The organism is Kineococcus deserti, assembly GCF_050871945.1.
Taxonomy (GTDB): domain Bacteria; phylum Actinomycetota; class Actinomycetes; order Actinomycetales; family Kineococcaceae; genus Kineococcus.
The window spans coordinates 1-5,107 of record NZ_JBJLSI010000068.1; the positions used below are offsets into that span (position 1 = coordinate 1).

Sequence of the window (5,107 nt, forward strand, 5' to 3'; positions counted from 1 at the left end):
CCCCCCCCCCCCCCCCCCCCCCCCCCCCCCCCCCCCCCCCCCCCCCCCCCCCCCCCCCCCCCCCCCCCCCCCCCCCCCCCCCCCCCCCCCCCCCCCCGAGGGGGTGTGCGCAGGCGGGGAGCGTGCCCCGTGGCGGACCGGTCAGGCGCGGGGGCGGCCCAGGGCGCGGTAGGTCCAGCCGGCGGCGCGCCAGCGACCGGGGTCCAGGGCGTTGCGCCCGTCCAGGATCCGCTTCTCCTTGACCAGCCCCGAGAGGGTGGCCGGTTCCAGGTCGCGGTACTCCTTCCACTCCGTCAGCAGGAGCACCACGTCGGCGCCGCGCACGGCGTCCTCGACGGTCTCGGCGAAGGAGATGTCGGGAACGGCCTTGCGGGCGTTGTCCAGCGCGGCGGGGTCGGTCAGGACGACGTCGCCACCTTGCAGGCGGATCTGCGCGGCCACGTTCAGCGCCGGGCTGTCGCGGATGTCGTCCGACAGCGGCTTGAACGCCGCGCCGAGCACGGCCACGCGCTTGCCGATCAGCGAACCGTCGCAGACCTCGCGGGCCAGGTCCACCATGCGGATGCGGCGGCGCATGTTGATCGAGTCGACCTCGCGCAGGAAGGTCAGCGTCTGGTCGGCGCCCAGTTCACCGGCGCGGGCCATGAAGGCGCGGATGTCCTTGGGCAGGCAGCCGCCGCCGAAGCCCAGACCGGCGTTGAGGAACTTGCGGCCGATGCGGTCGTCGTGACCGATGGCGTCGGCGAGCTGGGTGACGTCGGCGTTGACCTTCTCGCACAGTTCGGCCATCGCGTTGATGAAGGAGATCTTGGTGGCCAGGAAGGAGTTGGCCGCGACCTTGACCAGTTCGGCGGTCTGGTAGTCGGTGACGATCACCGGGGTGCCGCGCTTGAGGGGGGTGGCGTAGACCTCGTCGAGCAGGGCCTTGGCCGCCTTGCCCTCGGTGGTCTCCGCCCCGCCGGGCACGCCGTAGACCAGACGGTCGGGGGTCAGCGTGTCCTCCACCGCGTGCCCCTCGCGCAGGAACTCGGGGTTCCAGGCCAGGGCCGCACCGGGTACCGCGTCGGCGACCTTGCCCGCCAGCCGGGCCGCGGTGCCGACCGGGACGGTGGACTTGCCGATCACCAGCTCGCCGGCGCCGACGTGCGGCAGCAGGCCGTCCACCGCGGCGTCGACGTACTTCATGTCGGCGGCGAACTCACCGCGCTTCTGCGGCGTACCCACGCACACGAAGTGCACCGCCGAGCCGGCCGCTTCGGCCATGTCGGTCGTGAACTTCAGACGGCCGGTGGCCATCGTGCGCTCCAGCAGCTCGGGCAGGCCCGGCTCGTAGAACGGCGCTCTGGCGGCCTGCAGGGCCGCCACCTTCTCAGGGTCGACGTCGATCCCGATGACCTCGTGCCCCAGCTCGGCCATGCACGCTGCATGGACGGCGCCGAGGTATCCACACCCGATGACAGTCATCCGCATGACGCGCACAGTAGCGATCCGAACGCGCTCTGAGAACTTCCGGCCCCGAACGGGTGGCCCCGATCGCGCGGCGGGGGAGGTTTCGTGACCGGCCGGTGGCCGTGATCAGGAAAAGTCGTGACAGTCTGTCGCTCAAGATTCGGCCGTTCGGGGTCGAGACCAGGAGCCACGGCACGTCCACCGGAAGGTCACCATGCGCTTGCGTCCTCGCACCCTCGGCCTCGCGGCCGCCCTCGCGATCAGCTCCGCCGTCGTGGCCGGTGCCGCACCGGCGACGGCTGCGCCGGACGTCGAACTGAAGGCCGCGTCCGTCGGCCGCGTCTACGGCGCCGACCGCATCGGGACCGCCGTGGCCGCCTCCAAGTCCTTCACCGGCGGCCAGGCCAAGGCCGTCGTGCTGGCCCGCGCCGACGACTACGCCGACAGCCTCGCGGCCGCCCCGCTGGCCTCCGACCTCGGGGGGCCGCTGCTGCTGACGGGCTCCGGCTCGCTGGACCCCGCGGTGTCCGCCGCGATCAGCGACGTCCTGGTCCAGGGCGGCACCGTCTACCTGCTCGGCGGGGAGAAAGCCCTCTCGGCCAACGTCGGCACGCAGGTCCGCGCCCTGGGCAAGGTCGGCGACGTCAGGCGCGTCGCCGGCGGCGACCGGTTCGGCACGGCCGTGGAGATCGCCAAGCTGCTGCCCACGGCCAAGTCGGTCGCCGTGGTCACCGGCTGGAACTTCCCCGACGGGCTGTCCGCCGGCGCGCTCATGGGCGTCGTGGACGTCGACACCGACCACTCCATCGGCGTCGTCCTGCTCTCGGACGGCCGGTCGCTGGGCAGGACGACCTCCGACTACCTCGCCGGGCGCACCTTCACCAACAAGCTCGCCATCGGCGGCGACGCCCGCACGGCCGTGGCCGGGGACACCTCCGGCTGGGTGCCCCTGGTCGGCAGCGACCGGTACGACACCTCCGCCCGCGTGGCCGCGACGTTCACCTCCGACAGCTTCTTCACCGACGCCACCACGATCGTGGGCGTGGCCACCGGAGAGGGCTGGGCCGACGCGCTGTCCGGTTCGGCGCTGCTGGCCTACGGCGGCGGCCCGCTGCTGCTGACCGCCCGCGACGGGCTGCCCAGCTCCACCACCGGCGCGCTCAAGGCGCTGCAGGCCGACGCGAAGAAGAACGGCGAGACCGTCGAGCAGGCGCTGGTCTTCGGCGGCCCCAACGTCGTCGGAACCGCCGTCGACGGGCAGATCGGGTCCGCCCTGCAGTGACCTAGTCCTGAGCCGGGCCGGCGGCGCGCGCGTCCTGACGGGCGCGCGCGGCCTCCGGCGGCTCGGACTCGTCCAGGGCCAGCCGCCGGGTGAGCTCGGTCAGCCGCGACTCCAGCGACCGCTGCCGCCGGTAGGCCGACACCAGCGCCCCGAGGAAGGCGATGACCAGGCCGTAGAGCAGCAGGTCGGTCCCGCGGCCCACGCCCAGCGTCCGGGCCACCACCGTCACCGCGCCCGGGGCGAGGATGCTGGCGACCGCGAGCAGGGCCAGCAGCCCCAGCAGCAGCCGGCGGATCGCCTGGTGGCGTTCACCGGCGGTGCTGCGCACGAGCACGAAGCCGACGGCCAGCACCGCGGCGATGAGGACGACCTGGATGAGCAGCACGGCCCCGATCACCCCAGCAACGTGTCGACGAGGATGTTGACGCTGTTCAGCAAGGACTGCCCCTTGGAGCGCGAGTAGTCGGTGTACCGGATCTCCACGGGGTGCTCGGCCCACCGCAGATCGCTGCGGCCGACCTGCTGGACGATCTCCGTGGCGTGCGCCATCCGGTCGTGCCGCAACCGCACCGTCGCCGCGGCCCGGCGCGACAGCACCCGCAACCCGTTGTGGGCGTCGGTCAACGGCACCTTCGTGGTCGCGTTCGTGTACACCGTCGCCATCCGCAACACGGTGCGGCGCAACCGGTCCACCTCGGTGCGGTCGTCGAGGAAACGGGAACCGAACACGACGTCGAGTCCTTCGCGCTCGAGCTTGTCGACCATCGCCGAGGCGTCGGTGGCGCAGTGCTGGCCGTCGGCGTCGAACGTCACGACCGAGCGCATGCCCGCGTCGCGCAGCGCGTAGCTGATGCCGGTCTGCAGCGCGGCGCCCTGCCCCAGGTTCACGCCGTGCCGCACGACGGTGGCGCCACCGGCCTCGGCGCGGGCGGCGGAGGCGTCGGGGCTGCCGTCGTCGACGCAGACCACGTGCGCGAAGTGGTCGCGCAGTTCGTCCAGGACCCCCTCGATCGCGGACTCCTCGCGGAACAGCGGGATGACGACCCACGTGTCCCGGTGGCGGTCGGCGCGACCGGGCGGTGCCGGTCGGTCGACCTGACCCAGGTCGCTCGGTCGTGTGGTGCTCACGGCACCCATCATGACGCCCCAGGCCGCGTGCTCCGGGGACGACCCACGCTCCCCAGCACCCGGGAGAACCCCTCGGCCACGGCCCCGGGGGAGAAGTGGTCGCGGATCGGCCCGGCGATCAGGCCGGGATCGAGCCGGTCCGCCGCGGCGGCCTCGACGGCGTCGGCCCACGAGGCCACCGCCCGGTCGGCGACGAGGTGGACGCCGGGGCCGGCGAAGTCCCGTGCCCCGCCGCGCGCGCCCAGCACGGCCGGCCGGCCGTGACCGAGGGCTTCGGCGCCGGCCACGCAGAACGTCTCGTAGTGCGAGGGCAGCAGGAACACCCGGCACGCGCCCCACTCGTGGGCGAACTGCTCCGGGGCGAGCCGGCCCAGCAGCGTCAGCCGGTCCCGGACCCCGAGCTCGGTGGCGCGGCGTTCCACGCCGGCCCGCAACGGACCGTCCCCGACCCAGCGCAGCACCGCGTCGTGGCCGCGCCGGCGCAGTTCGGCGAGGACCTCCACGGCCAGCAGGGGGTCCTTGACCGGGCGCAGGTTCCCCACCGACAGCAGGCGCAACCGGCCGTCGTCGTCCGCCGGCGTGGGCCGGTCCGGGACCGGGACGACGTTGGGGACGACGTCCAGCTGCCCGCGGCGGAAGGGCCGGACCGCGTCGGCGAGGTAGCCGCTGACGGCCGTGACGACGTCCGGCCGGGCCAGCAGCCGCCGGGCTCCGGCGAGGCGCTGCCAGACCGGTCCCCCCGACTGCGGGTCCGACACGCCCGACCAGTGCTCGGAGTGCACCCACGGAACCGCCGTCCGGAACCCGGCCAGCAGCAGCAGGGTCGAGAAGACGTGGGTGTGCAGCACGTCGGCCCGTTCGAGGCGGCGGTGCACGGTGCGCCGGGCGGCGAGCAGGCTCGCGGGGTCGCGGCGGTCGACGACGACGCGGGTGACGTCGGGGGACAGCGGGGTGCCGGGCCGGGAGGCGAGGTGGACGACGTCGACGTCGAGGTCGAGACGGGGGGCGCGCCGCAACGCCTCGACGTGCCGCGCGACGAAGACCCCCTCGACGCGGTCCTCACGGCTGGGGTACCAGGTGGTCACGACGGCCAGGCGCACCCCCGGATCCTCCCGCACCCCACCCCACCCCACCCCGCTCCCATCCCTGCCCCCCCCCGCGGGGGGGGGGGGGGCCGGGGGGGGGGGGGGGGGGGGGGGGGGGGGGGGGGGGGGGGGGGGGGGGGGGGGGGGGGGGGGGGGGGGGGGG

5 protein-coding genes are annotated in these 5,107 nt (G+C 74.7%); 1 reads left to right on the top strand and 4 read right to left on the bottom strand.

The window, feature by feature from the left end; all coding sequences use genetic code 11:
- Window positions 1-141 precede the first annotated feature (141 nt).
- On the bottom strand, window positions 142-1,470 hold the full coding sequence (locus ACRYR2_RS24865; protein ID WP_432565684.1) for a UDP-glucose dehydrogenase family protein: 1,329 nt from the start codon (window positions 1,468-1,470) through the stop codon (window positions 142-144).
- A gap of 193 nt (window positions 1,471-1,663) precedes the next feature.
- Here ACRYR2_RS24865 and ACRYR2_RS24870 point away from each other — a divergent pair, with 193 nt between their 5' ends.
- Window positions 1,664-2,731 carry a cell wall-binding repeat-containing protein gene (locus tag ACRYR2_RS24870; RefSeq protein ID WP_432565685.1) on the top strand — a complete coding sequence of 356 codons (1,068 nt, stop codon included), beginning with the start codon at window positions 1,664-1,666 and terminating at the stop codon, window positions 2,729-2,731.
- A 1-nt stretch (window position 2,732) separates the two neighbouring features.
- Here ACRYR2_RS24870 and ACRYR2_RS24875 read toward each other — a convergent pair whose 3' ends face one another.
- Genes ACRYR2_RS24875 through ACRYR2_RS24885 form a run of 3 tightly spaced genes read right to left on the bottom strand, consistent with a single transcriptional unit; the run spans window position 2,733 to window position 4,959 of the window.
- Window positions 2,733-3,128 carry a DUF2304 domain-containing protein gene (locus ACRYR2_RS24875; RefSeq protein ID WP_432565686.1) on the bottom strand — a complete coding sequence of 132 codons (396 nt, stop codon included), beginning with the start codon at window positions 3,126-3,128 and terminating at the stop codon, window positions 2,733-2,735.
- On the bottom strand, window positions 3,125-3,859 hold the full coding sequence (locus tag ACRYR2_RS24880; RefSeq protein ID WP_432565687.1) for a glycosyltransferase family 2 protein: 735 nt from the start codon (window positions 3,857-3,859) through the stop codon (window positions 3,125-3,127). The genes ACRYR2_RS24875 and ACRYR2_RS24880 overlap by 4 nt, the downstream gene beginning before the upstream one ends.
- Before the next feature lie 8 nt (window positions 3,860-3,867).
- Window positions 3,868-4,959, bottom strand: a complete 1,092-nt coding sequence (locus ACRYR2_RS24885; protein WP_432565688.1) for a glycosyltransferase — start codon at window positions 4,957-4,959, stop codon at window positions 3,868-3,870.
- Window positions 4,960-5,107: the final 148 nt, after the last annotated feature.

Bases quoted from the DNA above. Each gene is read 5' to 3' on its own strand.
- ACRYR2_RS24865 (WP_432565684.1), bottom strand. From the start codon at position 1,470: ATGCGGATGACTGTCATCGGGTGTGGATACCTCGGCGCCGTCCATGCA.
- ACRYR2_RS24870 (WP_432565685.1), top strand. From the start codon at position 1,664: ATGCGCTTGCGTCCTCGCACCCTCGGCCTCGCGGCCGCCCTCGCGATC.